The 22,843-nt window shown below is 42.7% G+C and carries 21 protein-coding genes, 1 tRNA gene and 1 pseudogene; 14 read left to right on the top strand and 9 right to left on the bottom strand.

Annotation, left to right across the window (positions count from 1 at the left end):
* Positions 1-1,045, bottom strand: a 1,045-nt coding sequence (locus F6K57_RS24745; RefSeq protein WP_364304035.1) for a glycosyltransferase, incomplete at its 3' end; no start/stop codon positions are given.
* A gap of 246 nt (positions 1,046-1,291) precedes the next feature.
* Here F6K57_RS24745 and F6K57_RS24740 point away from each other — a divergent pair.
* Positions 1,292-1,519 carry a hypothetical protein gene (locus F6K57_RS24740; protein WP_293071305.1) on the top strand — a complete coding sequence of 76 codons (228 nt, stop codon included), beginning with the start codon at positions 1,292-1,294 and terminating at the stop codon, positions 1,517-1,519.
* On the opposite strand, the gene F6K57_RS24735 is transcribed toward F6K57_RS24740, so the two are convergent.
* On the bottom strand, positions 1,469-2,548 hold the full coding sequence (locus F6K57_RS24735; protein WP_293071304.1) for a PIN/TRAM domain-containing protein: 1,080 nt from the start codon (positions 2,546-2,548) through the stop codon (positions 1,469-1,471). The genes F6K57_RS24740 and F6K57_RS24735 overlap by 51 nt on opposite strands.
* Positions 2,549-2,938: 390 nt before the next feature.
* Here F6K57_RS24735 and hemW point away from each other — a divergent pair, with 390 nt between their 5' ends.
* The 3 genes from hemW (at position 2,939) to F6K57_RS24720 (ending at position 5,942) form a co-directional block, all read left to right on the top strand.
* Positions 2,939-4,201, top strand: a complete 1,263-nt coding sequence (gene hemW, locus F6K57_RS24730) for a radical SAM family heme chaperone HemW (RefSeq protein ID WP_293022058.1) — start codon at positions 2,939-2,941, stop codon at positions 4,199-4,201.
* A 61-nt stretch (positions 4,202-4,262) separates the two neighbouring features.
* Positions 4,263-5,114 carry a 16S rRNA (cytidine(1402)-2'-O)-methyltransferase gene (gene rsmI / locus F6K57_RS24725; RefSeq protein ID WP_293071303.1) on the top strand — a complete coding sequence of 284 codons (852 nt, stop codon included), beginning with the start codon at positions 4,263-4,265 and terminating at the stop codon, positions 5,112-5,114.
* Between the two features lie 354 nt (positions 5,115-5,468).
* The gene (locus F6K57_RS24720; protein ID WP_364304031.1) at positions 5,469-5,942 is read left to right on the top strand and encodes a YdcF family protein; all 474 of its coding nucleotides are present in this window, start codon (positions 5,469-5,471) and stop codon (positions 5,940-5,942) included.
* On the opposite strand, the gene F6K57_RS24715 is transcribed toward F6K57_RS24720, so the two are convergent.
* On the bottom strand, positions 5,935-6,234 hold the full coding sequence (locus F6K57_RS24715; RefSeq protein WP_075904108.1) for a DUF2288 domain-containing protein: 300 nt from the start codon (positions 6,232-6,234) through the stop codon (positions 5,935-5,937). The two genes, F6K57_RS24720 and F6K57_RS24715, sit on opposite strands and share 8 nt — an antisense overlap.
* A gap of 328 nt (positions 6,235-6,562) precedes the next feature.
* On the opposite strand from F6K57_RS24715, the gene F6K57_RS24710 reads away from it, so the two are divergent.
* From F6K57_RS24710 to F6K57_RS24700, 5 genes are all read left to right on the top strand, one after another.
* The gene (locus tag F6K57_RS24710; protein ID WP_293071307.1) at positions 6,563-9,166 is read left to right on the top strand and encodes a transglycosylase domain-containing protein; all 2,604 of its coding nucleotides are present in this window, start codon (positions 6,563-6,565) and stop codon (positions 9,164-9,166) included.
* Positions 9,167-9,249: 83 nt separating this feature from the next.
* Positions 9,250-9,543, top strand: a complete 294-nt coding sequence (locus tag F6K57_RS42150) for a hypothetical protein (protein ID WP_364304029.1) — start codon at positions 9,250-9,252, stop codon at positions 9,541-9,543.
* A 3-nt stretch (positions 9,544-9,546) separates the two neighbouring features.
* Positions 9,547-9,792 (top strand): class I SAM-dependent methyltransferase, encoded by a 246-nt coding sequence (locus F6K57_RS42145; RefSeq protein ID WP_364304027.1) that lies wholly within the window; start codon positions 9,547-9,549, stop codon positions 9,790-9,792.
* The gene (locus F6K57_RS42140) at positions 9,793-10,014 is read left to right on the top strand and encodes a hypothetical protein (RefSeq protein WP_364304025.1); all 222 of its coding nucleotides are present in this window, start codon (positions 9,793-9,795) and stop codon (positions 10,012-10,014) included. It begins immediately after the preceding gene.
* Between the two features lie 278 nt (positions 10,015-10,292).
* Entirely contained in the window at positions 10,293-10,601 is a 309-nt protein-coding gene (locus tag F6K57_RS24700) for a hypothetical protein (RefSeq protein WP_293071301.1), read from the top strand.
* A 362-nt stretch (positions 10,602-10,963) separates the two neighbouring features.
* Here the strand turns inward: F6K57_RS24700 and F6K57_RS24695 are convergent.
* Positions 10,964-11,188: pseudogene (locus tag F6K57_RS24695) on the bottom strand (transposase); the annotation flags it as partial.
* Between the two features lie 296 nt (positions 11,189-11,484).
* Here F6K57_RS24695 and F6K57_RS24690 point away from each other — a divergent pair.
* Together F6K57_RS24690 and F6K57_RS24685 are read left to right on the top strand one after the other, a co-directional pair.
* The gene (locus tag F6K57_RS24690; protein WP_293022050.1) at positions 11,485-11,793 is read left to right on the top strand and encodes a hypothetical protein; all 309 of its coding nucleotides are present in this window, start codon (positions 11,485-11,487) and stop codon (positions 11,791-11,793) included.
* A gap of 743 nt (positions 11,794-12,536) precedes the next feature.
* On the top strand, positions 12,537-12,866 hold the full coding sequence (locus tag F6K57_RS24685) for a hypothetical protein (protein ID WP_293071300.1): 330 nt from the start codon (positions 12,537-12,539) through the stop codon (positions 12,864-12,866).
* Between the two features lie 235 nt (positions 12,867-13,101).
* On the opposite strand, the gene F6K57_RS24680 is transcribed toward F6K57_RS24685, so the two are convergent.
* The 3 genes from F6K57_RS24680 to F6K57_RS24670 all read right to left on the bottom strand — a co-directional run bounded on the left by F6K57_RS24680 (position 13,102) and on the right by F6K57_RS24670 (position 17,882).
* The gene (locus tag F6K57_RS24680) at positions 13,102-16,104 is read right to left on the bottom strand and encodes an AAA-like domain-containing protein (RefSeq protein ID WP_293045100.1); all 3,003 of its coding nucleotides are present in this window, start codon (positions 16,102-16,104) and stop codon (positions 13,102-13,104) included.
* Positions 16,105-16,165: 61 nt separating this feature from the next.
* Positions 16,166-16,300, bottom strand: a complete 135-nt coding sequence (locus F6K57_RS24675) for a hypothetical protein (RefSeq protein ID WP_293045102.1) — start codon at positions 16,298-16,300, stop codon at positions 16,166-16,168.
* Between the two features lie 217 nt (positions 16,301-16,517).
* The gene (locus tag F6K57_RS24670; protein ID WP_293045104.1) at positions 16,518-17,882 is read right to left on the bottom strand and encodes an AAA-like domain-containing protein; all 1,365 of its coding nucleotides are present in this window, start codon (positions 17,880-17,882) and stop codon (positions 16,518-16,520) included.
* Between the two features lie 962 nt (positions 17,883-18,844).
* On the opposite strand from F6K57_RS24670, the gene F6K57_RS24665 reads away from it, so the two are divergent.
* Together F6K57_RS24665 and F6K57_RS24660 are read left to right on the top strand one after the other, a co-directional pair.
* On the top strand, positions 18,845-19,744 hold the full coding sequence (locus F6K57_RS24665; protein ID WP_293071306.1) for an Npun_R2479 family HD domain-containing metalloprotein: 900 nt from the start codon (positions 18,845-18,847) through the stop codon (positions 19,742-19,744).
* Positions 19,745-19,859: 115 nt separating this feature from the next.
* Positions 19,860-20,864 (top strand): zinc-dependent alcohol dehydrogenase family protein, encoded by a 1,005-nt coding sequence (locus F6K57_RS24660; protein ID WP_293071299.1) that lies wholly within the window; start codon positions 19,860-19,862, stop codon positions 20,862-20,864.
* Between the two features lie 88 nt (positions 20,865-20,952).
* Here F6K57_RS24660 and F6K57_RS24655 read toward each other — a convergent pair.
* Positions 20,953-21,034, bottom strand: a tRNA-Leu gene (locus F6K57_RS24655).
* 96 nt (positions 21,035-21,130) lie between these two features.
* Positions 21,131-21,229 carry a DUF427 domain-containing protein gene (locus tag F6K57_RS24650; RefSeq protein WP_293022106.1) on the bottom strand — a complete coding sequence of 33 codons (99 nt, stop codon included), beginning with the start codon at positions 21,227-21,229 and terminating at the stop codon, positions 21,131-21,133.
* A 265-nt stretch (positions 21,230-21,494) separates the two neighbouring features.
* Here F6K57_RS24650 and F6K57_RS24645 point away from each other — a divergent pair.
* On the top strand, positions 21,495-22,843 hold a 1,349-nt coding region (locus F6K57_RS24645), incomplete at its 3' end, for a transposase (RefSeq protein ID WP_293071298.1).

Here is a 22,843-nt window from a genome sequence, read left to right as displayed (position 1 = left end):
CCTCTCCATACTCTGGGTTAAGTTGAATCGCTTGCTGATAGGATGCGATCGCATTTTCCATCTGACCCAAAGCCTTCCAAGTCATGCCCAGATTATTATGTCCAAGGGCAAAACTTGGGTCTATCTTCACAGCCATTTCATAAGCAGTTTTGGCGTGATTCAACTCCCCTGCTTGTAACAACAAACTGCCCAAGTTATTGTAAGCTCCTAATTTCAACTGGGGCAAAATCGGTTGTTGAATCGCCTGTTGGTAATGTATTGCTCCTGAATTGAGCTCTCCTTGGCGAGTATAAGCATTCCCCAGATGGTAGTGCAGTTCAAATAATACCGCTGGCTCTAGCCCAGTGCCAGTTAAACCACGCTTGAGTAACTCCACACCCTGGTCTACTTGATTATTTTGAATATAAAGCGCCCCGAGTTTACTACACACATAAGCATCAAACGGATGACTAGCCAGATAGCCTTCCATCGCCGTAAGGGCTCTAGTCAACTTATTGCGTGATGCGATCGCATCACGGCTATAACCGTAGTGTAAGATTCCCACCTGGGAAAGAGACACCACCTGCCATTGGGGTTCTCGTTGTAACATTTGCGCTACAGTATCATCAACCATAGCATGATAGGGTCGAGAAAAGCGAATATCTGGGTGATAGCGAAATAAACGGGACACCAGAGAATAGGGAGATTGAGTAGCACCCACTTCTTGCCGGACTAGATTAATAACTAGATAGGAACTATTTTGGATAGCCTGCTTGATTTCCGGTACAACCTCCGGTTTCAACACTTCATCAGCATCCAACACCAGTACCCATTCCCCTTCCACATAGCTCAACGCCTGATTGCGAGCAGCTGCAAAATCATTACACCATTCAAACTGATAAACTATAGCGCCATAGCTTTGCGCCACCTCAATCGTCCGATCCGTTGAACCTGTGTCTAGGATGACCATCTCATCCACTACATCCTTGACACTACTCAAACATTGTGGTAATGATTCTTCCTCATCTTTAACAATCATGCATAGGCTAAGCATGGGATCAGTCATTAGGTTAGAAGGTTAGGAGGTTGTTCGCGTAGCGTGGCCTTTTGGCCAAGGTTAGAAGGTTAGGAGGTTGAAGGTTAGGAGGTTGAAGGTTAGAGGGTTAGACGGTTAGAGGGTTAGACGGTTAGAGGGTTAGACGGTTAGAGGGTTAGACGGTTAGGAGGTTGAAGGTTAGAGGGTTAGACGGTTAGAGGGTTAGACGGTTAGAGGGTTATACGGTTGTTCCCGTAGCGTGGCCGTTCCCGTAGCGTGGCCTATTGGCCAAGGTTGAAGATTAGAGCGTTAAAAATTGAAACCTGGATTGATAACATTCAACATTCAACCTTCAACATTCAACCTTCAACATTCAACCTTCAACATTCAACCTTCAACATTCAACCTTGGCCTATTGGCCACGCTACGCGAACAACCTATAAAACACCAATATCAAACCGTCACCGAAGCTTTAGGTCGAGCAAAAATCATCCTACCTGCTGAGGTCTGCAAGGCTGAGGTAACAATAACTGGCAGTTCAACACCCATGTGTTTATACCCTTCTTCCACCACTACCATTGTGCCATCATCGAGATAACCAACTCCCTGGGTAGGTTCTTTACCGCCCTTAAGGATTTTCAGCTCTAGGATGTCACCCGGTAGATACAGAGGACGCACGGCTTGGGCTAAATCATTGACATTCAACACTGGCACCTTTTGGAGCTTAGCCACTTTACTCAAGTTGTAATCATTGGTTAAAAGAGTGCCATTAATTTCCTGGGCAAAACGTACTAATTTGGTATCTACAGTTTGTAGGTCATCGTAATCAGCGGAATGAATCACCAAGCGTTCTGGGTAAACAGCTTGCATCCGATTTAGGATATCTAGCCCCCGCCGTCCCCGAGTGCGCTTCTGATCATTGGCAGCATCGGCAAGTTGCTGCAATTCTAGTAATACAAACTGGGAAACCAGAATTTGACCTTCGATAAAACCCGTCTCAAGCAGTGCTTCGATCCGACCATCAATGATACTGCTAGTATCTATAATTTTACTTGAGGCTGATTTGAGGGTGCCTTCTGCCACTAAAACTGATTCCAAGCTGTTAGGATTGATCAGCTGCAAGAAGGTGCGACCATGGGTATCGGCTAGACTAATCCCCAAGAACGAAAACATCACACTTCCTAAAATGGCAGTCAGGGGTTTGATGAAGGAAAATTCAGAAGGGATGGGGAGTAAGAAAATTGGCGCTAGCATCAAATTAGCTAACAGCAGTCCCAGGATCAGACCAATAGCCCTGGTCAAAATTACCTCAATCGGCATTTTTCGCACTTGGGCTTCTACCCGACGGTAAGTTACTTGGGCCATTAACCCTAGTGCTAGTCCGATAATGGCACCAAAGCATGCAGTAGTCGAGCGTAAAGCGGTCAAATTGCTGACTTGATCTTGCACATGACCGGGTAGCAATTCCACACTGTCGAAGCCTATGCTTGCTGCTGCTATGATAAATAAAAGTATAATGACGAAGTCAAGCATTCTTCCTTTCCAATTGGTTTTGTAGTTGGTTTTTTAGGAAAACTTTTAAAACGATTGCATAAACTGTCGTCAACCTGATAGTCAACAACTATATTTAGTATATCGTTTACATCGCTGTATTTTCTGATACGACTTAGCTCCAGTAAACCGTTGAATTGCCTAGGCTAACCGAGGGATAGCTTGGGCAATTCTATTCGCTGGAGTTATCTGCTCAAGGGAGTTACAGGTTTCCTACTGTTGACTCTTCTTAAGGGGCGAATCTCGCTCCGGAGAAGATTGAGGTTAGCCAAAAGATGATCACAAAACTAATAAAAAATTTATTTAATTAATAACTGTTCATCCCAACGGTCGGATTGGCTTACCTGATTGAAGTATTACCGTAAAAAGCCAGTGGTCAATTTATTACATAATTCTGAGAAAGATTGCGATTCTTTAAGAGTCAGTGCCGCCTATGTTCATATTCCCTTTTGCCGACGTCGATGCTATTACTGTGATTTTCCAGTCTCTGTGGTAGGGGATAACGCCACACAGGGTACCTCTAGCATGATTGACCAGTATGTCGAGGTGTTATGTCAGGAAATTAATATCACTCCACCGACCACAAGCAGTTTAGACACAGTTTTCTTTGGAGGTGGAACACCCTCCCTGCTGGCAGTTGAACAACTAGCAAAAATCCTAGACACCTTAGACAGGCGCTTTGGAATTGCAGCTGATGCGGAGATTTCCATGGAGATGGATCCAGGAACCTTCACCAAGGATCAGTTAAGGGGATACCGAGATTTGGGGGTCAATCGAGTCAGCTTAGGGGTTCAGGCATTTCAAGATAAATTATTGAGCAATTGTGGCCGTACCCATGACTCTAAAGATATAGTCACTGCGATCGAACTGATCCATCAAGTAGAGGTTCCCGAATTTAGTCTTGATTTAATCTCTGGTCTACCGGATCAAACCTTAGAACAATGGCAAAAGTCTCTGGAAATAACGGTCAAGATTGCCCCTACCCACATTTCCAGCTATGACCTAGTCCTTGAGCCTGTCACTGCCTTTGGCCGCCAGTACACCTCTGGAACTAAGCCTTTACCGACTGATGAAACCACTGCCGTGATGTACCGCTTAGCACAGCAGTTGTTTACTAGTGTGGGGTACGAACATTATGAAATTTCTAACTATGCCTTGCCTGGTCATCAATGCCGTCACAATCGGGTGTATTGGGAAAACCGCCCTTATTACGGTTTTGGCATGGGTGCGGCTAGCTATACTCAAGGATATCGGTTCACTAGACCACGCACGAGGCGGGAGTATTATGCTTGGGTGGAACAGTTGGTACAAGCAGGTGGGGTTTCGGATGGCTCACCCACAACTTCAGAGGATGTGTTGTTAGAAACCCTAATGCTAGGTCTACGCTTGGCAGAGGGGTTGAGTCTGTCTATGCTAGCTCAGAGGTTTGGGGAAAAAATTCTGGAACAGATTTGGACGGCTTTGCTGCAATACTACGGTTGTAACTGGGTAGAGGTTGTGGGAGATAATGGCGAAAGGGTTAATTTAACCTATGGTCAGAGGTTACCAATGGCGGGACGGTTGAGATTAACTGACCCGGAAGGGTTTTTGTTCTCCAATACCATTCTGGCTGACTTGTTTCATCTGTTGGGGTAGGAGCCCGTGATTTGTTGATTAACCGCAAAGACGTAAGGGATGGCGAAGAAGACAAGTGGGAATGCTTTATGTGGTGGGAACACCAATTGGTAATTTGCAGGATATGACGTTTCGGGCAGTGGAAATTCTGCAATCGGTGGATTTGATTGCTGCGGAAGATACGCGCCATACCGGGAAGCTATTGCAGCATTTTCAAATTAAAACGCCGCAAGTGAGTTACCACAAACACAATCACGACCAGCGTTTACCCGAGTTGTTGAATCGGCTCGGTCAAGGAAATACGATTGCGTTGGTGACGGATGCTGGGATGCCAGGCATTTCTGACCCTGGCTATAAATTAGTGAAGGCTGTTATTGAGGAAGGGATATCGGTAGTGCCAATACCAGGTGCTACTGCTGGAATTACGGCATTAAGTGCTGCGGGACTACCGACAGACCGATTTGTGTTTGAAGGCTTTTTACCCACCAAGGGTCAAAGTCGAAAAAAACGTTTAGACTCTCTCAAGGGGGAACCAAGAACGTTGATTTTATATGAAGGGCCTCACCGCGTGCTTAATACCTTGCGAGATTTGGCAAGCTGTTTGGGAGAAAACCGTAGGATTGTATTGGCTAGGGAATTAACTAAACTCCATGAGGAGTTTTGGCGGGGAACTATTGGGGATGCGATCGCTCATTTTACTAAGCTAGAACCCAAGGGAGAGTTTACCCTAGTAATTGGTGGAGCTTCCCAAGACAAGCCTATGTTATCAAAAGCTGAACTAGAAGCTCAATTGATAGAGATTATGGCTCAGGGAGTATCGCGATCGCAAGCGAGTCGTCAGTTAGCTAAGCTAACTCAACTCCCCCGACGTCAACTCTATCAACTAGCGTTGACAATTCCTTCATCAGTTTTTCCGGTCAAGGAGCAAGACTAAGCTTGATTGCTAAATCTTTCTCAATTTTTTGGTTTTTGTTGATTAACAAGTAACAAGTAAAAAGTAGCAAATAACAATCAACAAGTAACAAGTAGCAAGTAAAAAGTAGCAAGTAAAAAGTAGCAAGTAACAATCAACAATTAACAAGTAATGACTAATCCCTGAACAAAGCGGCGAACTTGCGCTTTGAGTTAAACAACGCCATCTATCTATTCGACATCCATTTCAGTTATGATTTTCAGGATTCACTCCCACTCATCAGGTCCTAACTATAAAGCTAAATTAATACCATGGGTGACACTCGTTTTAGCACTTACTCTGATGTTTGGTTACAAAAGGATTGAAAGCTATTTAGTGCAACCAAAAGTTGCCTTAGTTTTAGGGGGATCTGAAGCGCGGGAGAGATATGCTGCCAAATTTGCCATAAAGCACCCAGACCTCCAAATTTGGGTATCTTCCGGCAGCCCGAAGGGATATGCTCAACGGTTATTTACCCGGGAAGGAATTGAGGTCAGTCGCCTCCACCTAGACTACAAAGCGGTGGATACGGTGACTAACTTTACCACGTTAGTGGATCAGTTAGAAGCTCAGGACATCGATAGTGTCTATTTGATTACTTCTGACTATCATATGCGCCGTGCTCGCTTGATTGGTGATATCGTTCTTGGCAGTAGAGGAATTGTTCTCAAGCCGTTACCTGTTCCTTCCGAAAAGTCTCCTGAACCCCTTGATAAAGCTTTGCGAGATGGTGCTAGGGCTTTGTTTTGGTTGATGACAGGTCAGACAGGGGCTGAATTAGGGCAAGCCTCGAAAAGGTTAATCAAGTGAAGTCTGTTGAAAGTTCTTGCACCAGTACGTAGGGTTGTACAATCAGAGCCTGAAACCGCTTGTTCTGGTTGCTGTTCCAATTAGAGAGTTGCTCAAGCAAAGGCTTGTGCATTAGCTGCTCACTGATCCAATGTTGGACAGATAGCACATCATCATTTGCGATCGCTACCCCAACATCCAACAAATCCAGTCCCTCATTCACCACCAGTACTGCATCTCGTTTCACATGAGGAATCAGTAAGTCCCAGGTTGTCTCATCCAAGGATTCAGCCAATTGTACTCTTAAATCCATGTTTAATTCAAGGTTTTCTTAACAGTTCTTTAAACATACAGCAATTTTGCTCCGATGCTTTGTGAGATTTAACCATTTGAGCAAAGCTCTAATCACCTCAGGTTTCCACCTCAGCCTTCCTCTAACCATTGGGTCAGGACTTACGCGGTGAAGTTTATTTCGCCCCCCTATCCCCCCAATTCTGGGGGGGAATGATGTCAAAGTCCCCCAGAGGGGGACCAACGGGGGCAAATGCGTAAGTCCTGTGGGTTATAACGGTTCTCATAGTAATGAGCTACACAAGATTGTTTCCCTGATGAGAAATTCGATTAACATCATCAAACAGAAAATGTGGTTAAGGCTGAATCCCAAACATCGGCGCGCTGTAAAACTATTCCTTGGCTTGGCGCTGCTTGGCATCACGGTGCGATCGCTTCCCTATCTTGCTCCCATTCGTGCTAAAGATTTAGTTCAGGATGACCTAGCGGTAGAATTTCGTGACCGCAATGGTTTATCCCTAGGCACAATCCTCAGTCGAGACCAAGACCATACTGCGGTTGTCCCTCTCGAGCAAATTTCCCCGCACTTTATCCATGCTATTCTCGCCGCAGAAGATGGAGAGTTTTATCACCATGGGGCATTAGAGATGCGGGCAATTATGCGATCGCTAATTGAAGCCATTGAGGCGAAACGCATTGTCAGTGGTGCCTCCACCATCACCATGCAACTGGCACGGATGCTGGAACCCAACCCCCGCACTCTACCTGCCAAATTCCAAGAAATTTGGCTATCCTGGCGATTAGCAGCAGGGATGAGTAAAGATGAAATCTTGGCAGCCTATATCAACCGACTCCCCATGGGTGGCAATATCTATGGCTTAGAAGCTGCTGCTCGGATTTATTTTGGCATGCCCGCCAGTGAACTCAATGTTGCTCAAGCCAGCCTATTAGCTGGTCTACCCAATAATCCTAATTATCTCAATCCTTATTATTACTGGGATGCTGCCAAACGGCGGCAAATCTATGTGCTCAAGCGAATGGTAGAAGATGGCTATATCACCGCTACTCAAGCAGACCAAGCTTATGAGGAAGCCATTTCCCTACTACCTCGACAGCAAGGAATAATTGCCGCACCACACTTTTTATTTTTGGTTGCCAACCAATTACCATCAGAGCATCCCTCCCAAATCCGTACTACTATCGACCGTCCCCTACAGGAATTTGTTGAAGCCCAAGTGCAGCAAGTAGTTCGCGACCTTGCCCCTAAAAATGTCCATCACGCTGCTGCTATTGTCATTGAGAATCAATCCGGTGAAGTATACGCCTATGTCGGCTCTCCCGATTACTTTTCCGAAGCTGAATTAGGACGCAATGACGGAGTCCAAGCCCTACGTCAACCTGGTTCCACCCTCAAACCTTTTTTATATCACTTAGCCCTAGAGCAACGCATTATTCGTCCCAACACCGTCTTAGCTGATATCCCTACCTATTACGCCATTCCCGGAGCTAGACTCTACAGTCCCACCGATTACAGCGAAACTTTCCTCGGACCAGTTCGCATTCGCGTTGCTCTAGCCAATTCCCTTAATATCCCAGCAGTTAGGGTATTGGAAAAAGTTGGAGTATCAAACTTTCTGTTGCACTTACATCAACTAGGCTTTGAACACCTCACCCAGTCTCCAGAACATTATGGATTAGGATTAACCTTAGGTAGTGGTGAAGTTAGTCTTTGGGAACTAGCTCGCGCCTACCTCACCCTAGCACGACTTGGACAAGCCAAATCCCTTGTCACTACCCTATCTAGCCCCTCGCAAAATGGGGATGATTTATCGGTTTATCGAAGAGGGGCAAGAGCACGAAGACAGGGAATACAGAAAAGTAAACAATTGTCAGATCATCCCCCAAGTATGCAAAGCCCACTATTCAACCTACCCTACCGGAACGCCAAAGGCGAACAACCAAATAACCTTCAACATTCCAACTTTCAACATTCCAACTTTCAACCCAATAACGTACCCTACTCGAACGCCAAAGGCGAACAACCAAATAACCTTAAACATTCCAACCTTAAACATTCCAACCTTGAACTTTCAACCCTTTCAACCTGGGCATTAATAACAGATATACTGAGTGACCCTCAAGCTCGTGCTCAGGGGTTTGGTGTCGATTCAGTACTGAATTTACCTTTTCCCGCTGCCGTTAAAACTGGCACCTCTTCTAATTTCCGAGATACTTGGACTGTGGGATTCACCAAAAACTATACCGTTGCCACTTGGGTAGGTAATTTTAATGGTGAGCCCATGGAACAAGTGTCTGGGGTGATTGGTGCTGCTCCCCTCTGGCATCGGATTATGTTACACCTGCATCAATCTCAAGAACCTGCTCCGTTTCAAGCTCCTCCCGGTTTAGTCCAACGTCCAGTGTGCGCCCTTTCCGGTTTGCGTCCCACTCCTGCTTGTCCAACTGTTGTCCAGGAATACTTCTATCCAGACGACCTCCAGGATTACGAACGTCAATCCGATACGTTTTATCAAATGACCAGTGTTGGAGCTAACCAGCAATCCCCCCAGTACATCGTTAATTTACCTGATGAATACAACGAGTGGTTAGCAAGACAACCCCAAGGAAATCTAGCGCCAGGAAAACTGAAAATTTTGTCTCCTCGGGAGGGGGATTTATATGTGCTCTACCCTACTGAATCCGATCAAGATAGCAACAGTGCTGTTCAACGGCTAGAGTTCAAGGTGGCTGGGCTAAAGTCTGAGTCGGTCGAGTGGTGGTTGAATGGAGAAAAGCTAACTAGCAACTCATCCAATTCCTTCTTTTGGCCTCTGGGTCCTGGTGATTGGACATTGGAGGTAAAAAGCGGTGACATTAGCGATCGCGTCACTTTCAAGGTGCAGTTAGCAGAAAATCCACCAACTCGCCGGGGGTTTTCTATTGCTAGTCCTTAGTAATTTGTTAATTGTAAATAGTTAATTGATAATTTACCTGCATCCATCGCTTATATCGGGGAGTTTCAGTGGTTCGATTTTTTATGGCAAATTTCAGGAAATATCTGTTGGCAGCTGCGATCGCTGTCTTACTCATCCCATTTTTAGTGCTAACGAATTATACCTATACTGGGGAAATAAAATCAAACATCAATGCTAGTGAAGTCTATAAAATCCGCTCTTTCCATAGCAAAGATGGCATTGGCAAATTCTATATGGGTCGAGAAATTGCTAAAGTAATGGGACATCAGGAAATGTTGTGGCTGGAACGCCCTAGCAGGGAATCCCAAGAGGAACCTTCTGTAGTTATTGATGCTCTTAATTTAAGACCTACATAACTGTTGCAGATATTGGAAGGCACTGGTTATTTTATCTTCCGATTCGCTCCGTTGGTACCGGAAGTAAAAGTATTAGCAGTAGACATTCAGCCAGAAATGATCGACGTTATTGACTTTTTAACAGAAGATAACAATGTTAATAACGTCGAGACAATCTTAGGAAGTTTAACTGACTATAAAATTCCGGAAAATAGTATTGACTTAGTCTTAATGGTAGATCTTTACCATGAGCTTGAATATCCCCAATAAATGATGGAATCAATTGTTAAAGCTCTCAAACCAAGTGGGAGAGTGGTGCTAGTAGAATATCGAAAGGAAAATCCACTTATTCCTATTAAGGGCTTGCATAAAATGACTCAAAAGCAAATTAAAAAAGAAATGGAAGCTGTAAATTTAATTTGGCAAGAAACCAAAAATGATTTACCGAGTCAACATTTGATGGTGTTTCAAGTTAGTGACAATTCATTATAGCAGTTCTCAATTAGGTGAGATACTTTCATTCTGGGAGTAGGGAGTAGGCAGTAGGGATGCATCTCTACTTGATTAATTCTTACCTCTTGCCTCTTGCTCTTTTTTAAGGAATTATGTTCAAATCTTAAATTTAAGTTATATAAATTAAATTTAAACTAACAAGTTTTTTTTGAATAGGGTGTCAGTGATCAAGATCAGACCAGAAGTTGATTTAGATCACAGACAATTACTCAAACTATATTTACACTGAAGCCAATTAATTCCAGAGGAATAAGTAGGTGCTAGAAGACTTAAACGATATTGAATCGACTCTAAAACAGATAGCTGATAAAGTCGAGGCTGGACTAAAGCCAAAATTTAAGTGTAATGTTGATCAGAACAACATTAATGTTAAAGATCATAACAGCTGTTATGAAAAAGTCAAAGAACTTGGCTATAAGGAGTTAATTGTGGAAAATGATGGTTGTATTGGAGCCCCAAATCTATATCGCTATAAAGTTCTTGATAATGACGAAAAGAAAGTCGCTGAATTTTATACATTAAAAGGGGTTAAGGACTATTTAGATAAAAAAAATAAAAAAGCTTAAGTTTGTGGCTTTCTTGATAAAAACTTGGTGGTAATTTGTATTTACAGGACTTTTGTATATACAGTTTCATCAAGAGTTTAATCAAGGAATACAGACATTTTAGATACTGCTAGCGAAATATAAGTTAACATCCAAAAAAATGATTTTGCCGTTGATTAAGTTGTAAAACTATAAAATGTTTTTCGACCATTACACGGAATATCAATGCTTTCATGATGTTAAGAAATGTTTCGCCAGCAGTATCATTTTTCCGGGGTTTTGCATCTACAGTTTAACCACCAAACATGACCCTTAATTAAATATAGCGTTTATAGGACTCATGAGGTACAGTAACAACAATGAGTAAACCAGTTATGAATATTTTATTGAGTCACCTTCAGCATTGCGGAGGTAATCCCATCAATTAAATCTTTATAGGTTCTTGCTCCGATTTTTTTCAAAGTACTTTTAACTTTTGAGCAAAAATTTTCTATCGGTTAAAATTCCGGAGAGTAGGGGGGTAAATAAACTAGTTTAGCTCCAGCTTCTTCAATCACTTCTCTTACCATTTATCCCACATTAATTTGGGCATTATCCATAACAACACAGGCATCTGGGGGGGCGACAAGCGCCCCCCCAGGCAGTAGACAGTAGACAGTAGACAGTCAACTGTGGTAATACATCGCTAGTTGATTAACTCTTGCCTCTTGCCTTTTTTGAAGAGATTATATTCACTATTCAAAGAAAAATATTATAGCTTACATTGAGAGTAAAAAGTTTTTTTTTTGAATAGGATATCGGTGATCAAAATCCGACCATAAGTTGATTCAGATCACAGGCACTTACTGAAACTCTATTTACATTGAATGAAATAAATGAAATTAAATTCCGGAGAAATAAGTAGGTGCCAGAAGACTTAAACGAGATTAAATCGACTCTAAAACAGATAGCTGATAAAGTCGAGGCTGGACTAAAGCCAAAATTTAAGTGTAATGTTGATCAGAAAAACATTAATGTTAAAGATCATAACAGCTGTTATGACAAAGTCAAAGAACTTGGCTATAAGGAGTTAATTGTGGAAAATGATGGTTGTATTGGAGCCCCAAATCTATATCGGTATAAAGTTCTTGATAACGACGAAAAGAAAGTCGCTGAATTTTATACATTAAAAGGGGTCAAAGACTATTTAGAGAAACAACCTAAAAACGCTTAAGCCTCTGATAATCTTGATTTGAAATTGGTGATAATTTGTCTTTTCAGGAGTTTTGCATCTACAGTAAAATCAAGATTTTAATCAAGAAATACGGACATTTTTAATTCACTGGACTTTAGACTAAATTTTGGGATTTAACGAAACTTCATAAAAAGTATAGGACTTACGCAAATCCCTCAATTTAAATCTACCTGTAGGGTGGGCAAAACCTTGTCCACCCTACCCATGGAGTCTGTGCGTAAGTCCTGAAGTAATTAGGAATTGAAACCCATGCCTCAAGCACCAAAGAGCGTTTGAGATAGTCTTGGGTGATTTGATTATAGCGTTTATAGGATTTATGAGGTACACTTTTCAACCTCAAAGTCCCCCTTGATAAGGGGGACCAACGGAGGAGCCCTTTGTACCTCATGGCATAGAAAATTGCTATATTTGTCTTTTTTGCCGAGTTTGGATTAGGGCTGCATTATCCAAACTCTTCAACTCGTCTTGCGTACACACAATTCCGTTATAGCACTGCCTAAAGACAAGTGCATTAAAAATTGCTGTAATGACTATTTATCAAGGGTTTCAGTTGAGTAAGTCAATGTGACTACTCAAGGGAGGCAAGTTTCTGATAAACGAGAATTAGTCTAAACTCCAGTGATAAAGATCAGAACAAAAGTTGATTTAGATCACAAGCACTTACTGAAACTCTATTTACATTGAATGAAATAAATGAAATTAAATTCCGGAGAAATAAGTAAGTGCAAGAAGAGTTAAACGAGATTAAATCAAGGGTAAAAGCTCTAGAGGAAAAAGTTTATCATAAAGCTGATCAAGTCGAGGCTGAAGAAAAACCAAAATTTCAGTGTTATGTTGATACTAAAAAAATTGATGTTAAAGAGCATAACATCTGTTATGACATACTCAAAGAACTTGGCTATAATGACTTAATTGTGAAAGATGATGGTTGTATTGGCCCCCCAGGTCAATATCTGTATAAAGTTATTGATAACGACGAAAAAAAAGTCCATGAATGTTTTTCATTAGAAGGTATCAAGGACTTTATAAAAAAACAGAGTAAAAAGGCTTAAGCCTCGGATAGTATTGATTATAAATTGGTGATTATTTGTATTTTCATGAATTTTGCATCTACAGTTTCATCAAGAGTTTAATCAAGAAATACAGACATTTTTGATTCAGGGATTTTGCATCTACAGTTTTATCCCCAAACATGACCCTGAATTAAATAATTTAATTAAATAACTGGGTTCTAATCCAAATTTATCACTTAATTGAAGCCACATCATCTCTAATTATGAAATAATTTCAACCATAAAGATTGCCGACCATAGACACACTACGCACTAGCTTTTGCTGCTCCTGTTTTTGTTTCTCATCGCCACTATCATTAATAATTACTAGGATAGTAGAAATCTGATTAACATCAGAAGCATCAGGACAAGAGATAATACATAGATTCACACTGTGCTCTGCTTGAGTATTATGGGATACTAAGGTTTGAGCTGAATAATCTTGCCGACGTTCTTCTTCATTATTGGCCACTAATGCTAGATCGAACCATTCGGCAAAATTACCTTCTTTAATGTGGAGCAAGTCCCGTAAAGACTTCTCCTCAATATCTTTTAAACCAATAAAATCCTTAGCATGATCATTGGCTAGGATAATCTGACCGGTTTTATTGGTAAAAATTACACCACTAGATACATTAAAGACTAAATCTCGCTGCTCTAACTGTTGTTGCTTGACTTTACTAAACAGCTTGGCATTTTGGAGCGCTACACCCGCTTGAATATTAAATGCTTCCATCAAGTCTTGATCCCTACGATCAAAACTTGCCTTCCAGCAATCGGGAGGGTTAGGCCAATCGGCGGGATTGTATGGGGGAAAATTGCCCTGCTTCTTTTTATTGACTAATTGGGTAACAGCAATTAATTCATTATCGGCATTAAACACAGGCATCCCTAACAAACTACAGGTGCGATAACCGGTTTGACTATCAGTTTGTTTGGCAGTTTCTGAATTGGGATGGTCATAGAGATCAAACGGAATTATCAGTGGCTGTTTAGTAGTAACAACTTGACCAGCAAAGCCAGCTCCTTTGGGAATCCGAATTTCTTTTAATGTGCCATCAGCAACCGTTATTTTTGTCCATAATTCATCCTTTTCCTCATCTAACATCCAGACTGTGCTGCGATCAGCAGACATTAGCTCTTGAGCCTGATTCATCACTTTATTCAACGTTTCTTCTAGATCCAAGCTACTTTGACCCAGAGATTGTGTCGCATTTATCAATGCTGAAGCTATTCGTTGTTTCTGAGCTGCTTTATAAAATAAGCGAGAGGATTTAAGAATCATTTGAATGGAGCGGGCGAATTGCGCAAAAAGTTCTTCATCCTCTGGGGTAAAGCCTTTTGTATTAATTTTATCAGCTAAGGGCGCGTCTAAAACCGGCGGTTGTTTTAACTTATTGAGTAATTGGACAACAGCCACTAAATCTCCGTGTTCATCCAGTAAGGGTAAAGCCAGCATGGTATAAGTACGGTATCCAGTTTTGGTATCCCATTGCTTAGCAGTATTAGAACGGGTATCGTCATATAAATCGTAAGGAATATTGACAGTTTTCTTAGTTTGAGCAACATAACCAGCAATCCCTTTATCCGCAGGCACCCGAATCTCTTCTGAGTCTCCTCCTTCTCCCTTTGCCACAATTGACCATAGTTCATTTTTGGCTTCATCTAATAAAAAAATAGTCGTGCGATCCGCCTGGAGTATCTCTCCAGTTTTGAAGGTGATAGACCGTAACATTTCATTGAAAATGGAATCAAACCCTTCTCTGTCGATCAGAGTATCCATCATGGATAAGGTTTGATTAAAAACTCGTAAGTCTAATTCAAGGTTGGAAACAATATGTTTAAAACTTTCTGGGGTCAGGTGTTGAAGAGACTCATAGATAGTTTCCTTAGTCGTAGCCGCTAGGGCTGGATTAAGTTTCCCTTGTCGTCTGGCTTCTGAATACCGTTGAATTTCTTCTAACGCCTTTTTAAATTCTCGCTTTTCCCATTCTTGGCTAGTGGTCAAAAACTGATAATCTTGATGGCTTAAGCTTTTCCCAAGCGCCCATCTTAATGCATCCTGTAACTGTTGTCCCCCCAGGAGTCGGGATGTATCCTGACCATCGGAGTCTAACCAAGCAGTAATTTCCTTACTATATGGTCGTAAATTGGCTAATTCTTTATCTACCCAATTTTGGTTAAAAACAGCTTGATAAATACGGTTATAAATCCTTAATTTTTCTTGCTGCTCAACCACTAATCCCGATAGCCGCAATTCTATTTGTTCAGAGCTGTCATCAGACGCTATTTCTCCCTGTTGCAGAATTTGCTGATACAATCCCAGTAATCGCCCAGCCCGTTGCTCATTCTTAAGAAGACGATCGCGAATAGTTTTCAGATGCTCCGGATTATCATGAGATTTCCAATCATCAATCACTTGCGATCGCACTAATTGGTCAACCCACTCTGACTCACCACCTGTGGGGATACTAGATACAGAATCCAACAAGAGTTTACAAAGCTTTTGGGTCAAGAAAGGTTGACCTCCACTCCAGTACAATACCTGTTTCAGGACATCCTGGGGATTACTAATTTTTCCTTGTAATCCCTGGGCTAATGCCTGTGCTTCGTGCAACTGAAAACCATATAGCTGAATCGCCTGACCAATATTAAAGGGTGTGCGTTTTTTATCTTGAATTAAATCTGATGGTGTTGCTACTCCAAGTAGCACAAAGGTAAGGCGTTGGTAGTCTGACTTATCCACACGTTGATTATAGCAGGCGCGAATAAAGGCGAAAAAATCATCAGTGGGGAAATCGAGGCTAAGAACGCTATCAATTTCATCAATAAAAATTACAATATTTTGAGTAACTTGCTGGAGCAAAACCTCTTCAAGAAATTCTCTCAATCGCCGCACCGCAAATATCATTTCTCGCTCGCGCCACCAAGTGCGTAAATTAATATCTAGCTCGAAGTCTCTAGCCAGAGAGCGGACAATATTGGCATACCATTGATCGAGAGTGACATGCTGAGTACCATCCATGGATAAATCAATTACTGCACAGGCAACCCCATCCGCTTCAAGTCGGCGCATTACTTGCACTCGTAAGCTAGATTTTCCAGTCTGTCTTGAGTTCAATACATAACAAAACTTTCCAGCCTTCAATCCTTCATATAAATCATTATCTGCTTGTCGCTTAACATAGGTAAGAGCATCGGCTGGTAAAGTCCCTGAGTATATATATTCGTAGGTCATTTTATTTGTTAACTGTTGTTCGCGTAGGGTGGCCTTTTGGCCAAGGTTTAAGGTTGACGGTTTAAGGTTGAACGCGCACGCGTGGCCTTTTGGCCAAGGTTAACTGTTTAAGGTTGAAGGTTAACTGTTTAAGGTTGAACGCGCACGCGTGGCCTTTTGGCCAAGGTTGAACGCGCACGCGTGGCCTTTTGGCCAAGGTTGTTCGCCTTTGGCGTCCGTTGTCGGGTAGGTTTAAGGCTTAAGGTTTAAGGTTTAAAATTTAAGGTTGAACGCGCACGCGTGGCCTTTTGGCCAAGGTTGTTGGCCCTAGGCGTTCCCTTCGGGTAGGTTGAAGGTTGTTCGCCCATGGCGTCCCAATTCCTGTAAGTTTAAGGTTTAAGGTTATATGAAGTATGGATTCTGAACTGACCCACTCAGCACTCAGGCTCAAGCCGCTGCCAAAGGCGATCGCAAAAATACTTATGATATAAATCACAGCGAGGCATGACGCTATTCCCTTGCAACTTTACTAACCCCATGCTATATAACTTAAAGGCTTGCTCCGATGGGATAGTTACCCAGCTGTGTGCTTGAACCACTTTCTCCAACGCAGTTTCCAATTCTGGAGACTGTTTGAGATTTCCTAGGTGGCGTCGCAGATGGTCACTGAATGGTCCGGCTTCTGTGGGTGCCACCTCTAACAGTTGCGCTAGGGTAATCTGATGATATTTAATATAAGCTAAACCTTTCCGCAACAGATAAGGATGTCCTCCCACCATCGCCATCAGTTCCTCGACTTGTCTGGGATTCCCATTCAGTCCATAACGTCTGACTAACTCCTGTACTTGCTCTGTGCTAAACTCTGGCAACTCAATTTCCAATCCGACATTAGCCAGTGGTGAGTGATTGATATCCAAGGAGCCATAAATTTCTGTAGAATGTACTATCACCAACCGGAGTTTTTTCCAGATAGCGCTACTGCGATCGCCCCGCCTAGCGATGTCATACCAACCACGGAGAAGGCGACAAAAATCATCAGCAATAACGGGGTGTTCAAACACCAGATCAACTTTATCTATAACGAGCACTATCTGGCTTTCAATTTCTGCCAATAAATACTCCTGAAAGTAATCTGTGGTGTTACTATTACATCCAAAAATATCATCCCAATACTCATCCAACTTATTTGACAGCCCTAGAGTCTGACCAACTCTGGCACAGAACCACCGTGAGAATTTGCCGAGGTCCCTATAGACGGTACTATCGGCTAACTCAAAGCTTAAGGTCACAGCTTGATAACCTTGCTGCCTGAGCTCAGCCAGAACTCGTTCAATCAGGGAGGTTTTACCCATCTGCTGGGGTGCTTTGATCCGAATTAGAGCACCAGGCTTGACAATTGCCTCTAACAACTGATCTTCATAAGGAATGCGCTTGACATAAAAGTCAGCATAGAGAGGAACTGGCTTTTGTTGCCCTTCTGACTCTGGCATCGGTGGGACGATGAAAGATTTATATTTACTTAATAACTCTGGATTGACTAACTTAGGCTGATATTGACTAAATAGGTCAATTAACTGATTTCGGAGTGAGTAGTGTTCACCTGGTGCATTCCTCAGCTCAAATTTCTCGCACAGCTGCTGCACATGTTTTCTGACAGTAGCTTCTGTGATGTGTAGCGACTTAGCGATCGCTTGATCGCTTTGGCCCGCTAACATTTTCTTCAAGACCTCTCGTTTACGAGGTGTTAGCTGATCAAATGCTACAGTCAAATCTAGTTGATTCAATTTTTCTAAGAACATCTCAGTCTTGCCGATAGAGATTTTGAATAATCGGTTTTTTCCCCTAGACATAGCGTTTAGGTGGTTATCAAGATGCACCAAAAAAAGATAGTATTTATGCTAATTTTAAACCAATCCTAACTAGCTTATCGAAAAGCTGAGCTAGCCATGGGTTTGTGAAGATTTTTACACAAATTATGGATTAGACGTGGCTTGTGAGCCTTTTTCCACAAATTACCCTGATGTCTTCAACGCAGTATAAAGTTTGATTAATGGCAATCAAACCTATACGATGTTATAGATGTCTCAGTACTCTTTTGCCTTTTCCCTCAAGCTAAAACCCTGCGTCTGATGGCACTGAGTACTGGTAATATCATATCACTCCCTGTTGCACTTGTATTACCCAAAATTGGGAGCTTGATGGGTTGTGTTGATAAAGCGATCAACTTTTAGCTATCAGCTATCAGCTTGGTAGATACCTGATCCGAAGTGGGTGAAAACTTGACAAACCTAAGGTTAATACCTCGCCCCTTGTGCCGAACCTAACAAAGCTAAGTGCCTCAGGGCGAATGCTGAGGACTTTGATCTAGCGTTGATCTATATATAGGGATTGAGAGCTGCAAAACAAAACGTCGTTAGTAGTTAGTCAGACCAATGGCATTGCTGAAGGGCGGAATTAATATCAGTGGGGTGGGCATCCTGCCTGCGAAATGAAACGGGCAAGATGCCCGTTCCACGGCAAGATATCCGTTCCACAGGTGCGACCCGTGGCGAATTTAATTCTTAATGGGTCAAGCGCACCTAAAAGATGCCGGTTCCACCAAGATGCCCATTCAAAAAAACTATTAAAATCATTGCATAATTAAGCAATACCAGACCAATTAACTAACTACTAACCCCTAACCCCTAACCTGAAATCCCCCGGATGTGACCGTGGGGATGAGCTGAAATCTAAATCAGGAGTTGCTGATATGTCTACTATGATGTTTAATCCTACCGAGATAATCATTGATACCTGTGTTAAAAATCTAGAGACAGGTTTCCACAGCACTTACGGCAGCCTTAAATCAGACTACTGTGAGCTGATTACTTGGGCTACCCACATGGCTCTGGAAAATATTGCTAATAGTGACGCTCTTTATCACAACATTGAACACACCGTCCTAGTCACCGTAGTTGGACAGGAAATCTTGTGGGGTAAGCACATCTGCGAAGGGAGCGTCTCCTGTGAAGACTGGTTGCACGTGATTATCTCCTTGTTGTGCCATGACATTGGCTATATCAAAGGCATCTGTCGCCAAGACCAACCAGACCAAGGATTGTATGCCACAGGAATAGACAATTTTATGATTACTCTCCCTACAGGTGCCACTGATGCCAGCCTTACTCCCTACCATGTAGACCGGGGTAAGCAGTTTATTGATGAACACTTTGGTAATCACCTGCTGATTGATACTAAGCAGATTAAGCACAATATTGAATTAACCCGTTTCCCAGTACCTGATGATCAGGATCATCAAGACACGGTTAACTATCCTGGTTTAGTCAGAGCAGCAGATTTGATTGGTCAGCTGGCTGATCCCCGCTACTTACAAAAAATTAGTGCCTTGTTCTACGAGTTTGAAGAAATCGGGAAAAATCAGATTTTAGGCTATCGTAATCCCGGTGATTTGCGCCGGAACTACCCAAACTTTTACTGGAATGTTGTCTATCCTTATATCAAACCCGCATTGCCCTACCTAGACCGAAGCCTTTCTGGTAAACAAATCCTGGCTAATCTCTATGCCAATGTCTTTCGAGTAGAACACCAATCCCAGCCTAAAGCAATCTTCAGCCATCCCTGTCGCTATAGTCAAACTACAGCACAATTATGTACAGCATGATCACTGTAAAAGGCAAATCATCAAGGCAAATCATCAATGGCGGTTTTGTCTAAAGTTAATTGAAAATTGACCATTGATCATTGACAATTAACAATTAACAATTAACAAATGACCAATGAAAGCCATTTTAATGACTGCTCCTGGTACACCTGAAGTGCTACAACTTCAGGATGTACCAGCTCCCAAAATTAAAAACGACACAGAAATCCTGGTGCGTCTTCACGCTGCTGGTGTTAATCCCATTGACACCAAACTGCGGCGTAGAGGCACCTTTTACCATGACCAAATGCCAGCTATCCTAGGCTGCGATGGTGCTGGTGTGGTAGAAGCTGTTGGTGCTGGTGTCCAGAAATTCCAGGTGGGTGATGAGGTATATTTCTGTGCTGGGGGATTAGGATTATCTGGTACGGGTAACTATGCCGAACTAGCCGTTGTTGATCAGTCCTTAGTTGCCCACAAGCCTAAATCCCTCTCCTTCCCTGAAGCGGCTGCTGCTCCTCTAGTACTGATCACTGCCTGGGAATCATTGTATGACCGAGGACGGTTGGAAGCAGGACAAAAGGTGCTGATTCAGGCAGGTGCTGGTGGTGTCGGTCACGTTGCTATTCAGCTAGCTAAGCTCAAAGGTGCTGAGGTTTGTACTACTGTCGGTTCTCAAGAAAAAGCTAGATTAGTGCGTCAGTTAGGTGCTGACTATCCTATCCTTTACAAACAAACTAGCTTTGTGAAAGCTGCCTTGGATTGGACTGGGGGAGAGGGAGTAGATTTGGCGTTCGATACTGTAGGCGGTAAAACCTTTTATGACACCTGTGAAGCAGTGCGGGTATATGGCGATATTGTGACTATCCTCCAACCAGACCCAGCCGAAGGTAATTTGAAGACAGCGCGATCGCATAATTTGCGCATCAGTCTAGAACTCATGCTCACCCCAGCCTTGAAAGGACTCACTACAGCTCAACAGCACCAAACCGAGATTCTCCAGCAGTGTGCTAATTGGATTGATGAAGGTAAACTGAAAATTCACCTCAGCCAACGGTTTCCCCTCAAAGAAGCTGCTGCTGCTCACAACGCTATCGAAGCTGGTTCCATGACAGGTAAGGTGGCACTAATTATCCGCTAAAGACAATAGTCACTAATACAACTAATCCCTAAGAATTGGCTGAGGGTTCTAGCTTTCTAGATGCCTAGAACCCTTAATAGCCTTTATATGCGGACGAAAGGACTTGAACCTTCACGTCTTGCGACACTAGAACCTAAATCTAGCGCGTCTACCAATTCCGCCACGTCCGCGTACTGTGCGATTTATATCATAGCATATATTATAGCTTTTATTGCAACTGCTGGGGAAAATTTTCCCAAATCCCCCTTAAAAAGTCCCTTTATCACCTACACCTCAACTCTCACCCCGCCCCGGAAAGCAATATACCCTTCAATGGGTTTCGCCTTCTCCTTGGTGCTCGGGTAATACCAGGCTGCATAGCTTATTCAAAAGCACCATCTGTAGCACCATCTGTAGCCCATAGGCTGATACGCGACACGCTGATAGCACCATCTGTAGCACCATCTGTAGCCCATAGGCTTACCTGCCATAGATGATAATCGCAATTGAAGGCTAGAATCCAGTCAGGAATAGTTGCCTCGCAATTAAACCCCTAAAAATAGGTATAAATCGGTATTTAATCCTATAAAATGGACATTGACATTTAACTAGCGCTAGAGTATCATTGAAGTAATTGACTCAGGTTTGACGATGCCCAAAAAAGTAGGAATGACCAAGAAAATATCAACCCAGATTGTCCCTGTAGTAGGGATGACTGAGTCGGTTGAACTTGAGTTGTTGTCCACGATGAAGAAATTGGGCATTGTCAGGTCTGAATCCTACAACAAGCTAGGCAGCATAAGTCATTGGGAACTTGATTGGAAAAAAGCTTACCCAAAAGTTAGGAGTTTTAGGACTCCTGAATCCTTGGGACTACCTTCCAAATTGATGGAATGGACTGTAAGCGATGTAGCCAAAGCCATTACGGCTCAGCAGGCAGCTTGCACCGAAGCGGTAATTAAAAAGGTTTACAAAAGGTTTCCTGGAAAAGATAACCAGAACGAACGGAAGGAACTTTGCAAACAACTTAAGACTTTAGCCTTTCTGGACACGCCACTTCTCCACAGACTTGTTAGGAAGGAGTTTCAGCGGGGACATTCTTGGGGTAAAAACCAGATAGTTTATCAACAAGTAGGTTATAAGTGTAAAAAGCTTTCCCGTAATACTTACCAGTTAGAAATAGCTGGACTCACTAGAGGGAAAAGGAACAGGATAGTTGTTAGGTCTAATCGTAAAATAAAAGGCCAGATCAGACTGATATATAACCAACTTTTGCCAAGATTTGAGATTCACTTTATAGTAGATCATGGAACTGTAGAAATTCCATCTGAACGTCGGAGTCTAGGAGTAGACAAGGGTTACACTGAGGCTTTCTATGACTCAGAGGGGCAAGCTCACGGAAAAGAACTAGGGGAAGTAACCACCCAGAAACAGAAACGAATATGTGCAAAAAACCGAAACAGAGGGAAGCTTTGGGCACTTCATAGAAAACTAGAAAAAATCGACCCGGCCAAATCAGCTCGAATATTAGAAAATAATCTGACCAGAAAAACCGAAAATCGCCGCTACAGAAAAAATCAATCAGAACTGACGGCGATAATAGGAGCAGCCTCTAAGTCTCTTTTTAATGGGGAATCTTTAAAGGTTTTTGCGGAAGATTTAACACAACCGTACCGAAATAAGCGTCAGTCTAAGGCCGTGTCCCGCAAACTCAATAGTTGGATGAAAGGAGTTATGCGGGATTCTTTGCAGAAATGGGCTGATTGGACTGGCTCGGTTGTCACAGAAGTTCAACCTAGTTACACGTCGCAAATTGACTCTAGGAATGGAACCCTGTTGGGGAAAAGGACTGGGGACAATTTTACCGGATTTGATGGGGTCGTGTTGTGCGGCTTGTTCCTAGTAGGAGCTGCCTATCCCAGGCAGGGTATGACTAGGGGATTCGCGGGGAAAACCCCGAACTCTAACTACCTGATGGATGGTGGTGAAAGTCCACCCCA

The sequence above is a fragment of the Moorena sp. SIO4A5 genome, from assembly GCF_010672005.1.
In the GTDB taxonomy this organism is placed as follows: domain Bacteria; phylum Cyanobacteriota; class Cyanobacteriia; order Cyanobacteriales; family Coleofasciculaceae; genus Moorena.
This window is presented reverse-complemented; position numbering and strand designations above follow the sequence as displayed.

Coding starts and splice junctions, on each gene's coding strand:
- F6K57_RS24735 (WP_293071304.1), bottom strand. CDS start 2,548: ATGCTTGACTTCGTCATTATACTTTTATTTATCATAGCAGCAGCAAGC.
- rsmI (WP_293071303.1), top strand. CDS start 4,263: ATGCTTTATGTGGTGGGAACACCAATTGGTAATTTGCAGGATATGACG.
- F6K57_RS24715 (WP_075904108.1), bottom strand. CDS start 6,234: ATGGATTTAAGAGTACAATTGGCTGAATCCTTGGATGAGACAACCTGG.
- F6K57_RS24710 (WP_293071307.1), top strand. CDS start 6,563: ATGTGGTTAAGGCTGAATCCCAAACATCGGCGCGCTGTAAAACTATTC.
- F6K57_RS42150 (WP_364304029.1), top strand. CDS start 9,250: ATGGCAAATTTCAGGAAATATCTGTTGGCAGCTGCGATCGCTGTCTTA.
- F6K57_RS42140 (WP_364304025.1), top strand. CDS start 9,793: ATGATGGAATCAATTGTTAAAGCTCTCAAACCAAGTGGGAGAGTGGTG.
- F6K57_RS24680 (WP_293045100.1), bottom strand. CDS start 16,104: ATGACCTACGAATATATATACTCAGGGACTTTACCAGCCGATGCTCTT.
- F6K57_RS24670 (WP_293045104.1), bottom strand. CDS start 17,882: ATGTTCTTAGAAAAATTGAATCAACTAGATTTGACTGTAGCATTTGAT.
- F6K57_RS24665 (WP_293071306.1), top strand. CDS start 18,845: ATGTTTAATCCTACCGAGATAATCATTGATACCTGTGTTAAAAATCTA.
- F6K57_RS24660 (WP_293071299.1), top strand. CDS start 19,860: ATGAAAGCCATTTTAATGACTGCTCCTGGTACACCTGAAGTGCTACAA.